Below are 563 nucleotides of genomic sequence, written 5' to 3' on the forward strand. Positions count from 1 at the left end.
GCCCAGTTCACGATGTCCCAGATCGCCTTCACGTAATCAGCCTTCACGTTCTGGTAATCCAGGTAGAACGCGTGCTCCCACATATCCAGCTGGAACAGCGGGATCGTCGCCACCGGCACCCCGTTCTGCTGATCGTAGAACTGCTCGATCACCAGATTGCCCCCGAGCGGCTCGTACGCCAGCACAGCCCACCCGGAGCCCTGGATACCCAGCGCCGCGGCCGTGAAGTGCGCCCGGAAGGAATCGAACGACCCGAAGAACTCATCGATCGCCGCAGCGAGCTCACCGGTGGGCTTGTCGCCACCATCGGGCGAGAGGTTCTTCCAGAAGATCGAGTGGTTCGTATGCCCACCGAGATGGAACGCCAGATCCTTCGACAGCTGGTTCACCGAGCCGAAATCGCCGGCGTCCCGCGCAGCAGCCAGCTTCTCCAGCGCCGTGTTCGCGCCCTTGACATAGGTCGCGTGGTGCTTGGAGTGATGCAGCTCCATGATCTTGCCGGAGATCGAAGGATCCAGCGCCCCGTAGTCGTAGTCGAGATCCGGAAGCGTGTAGTCAGCCAT

Annotated in this window: 1 protein-coding gene; it reads right to left on the reverse strand. The window is 61.8% G+C overall.

What is annotated here, in order from left to right:
- Window positions 1-563, reverse strand: a 563-nt coding sequence (locus INT51_RS21970; RefSeq protein WP_193107512.1) for a superoxide dismutase, incomplete at both ends; no start/stop codon positions are given.

Source organism: Brachybacterium sp. FME24 (assembly GCF_014897705.1).
GTDB lineage: Bacteria > Actinomycetota > Actinomycetes > Actinomycetales > Dermabacteraceae > Brachybacterium.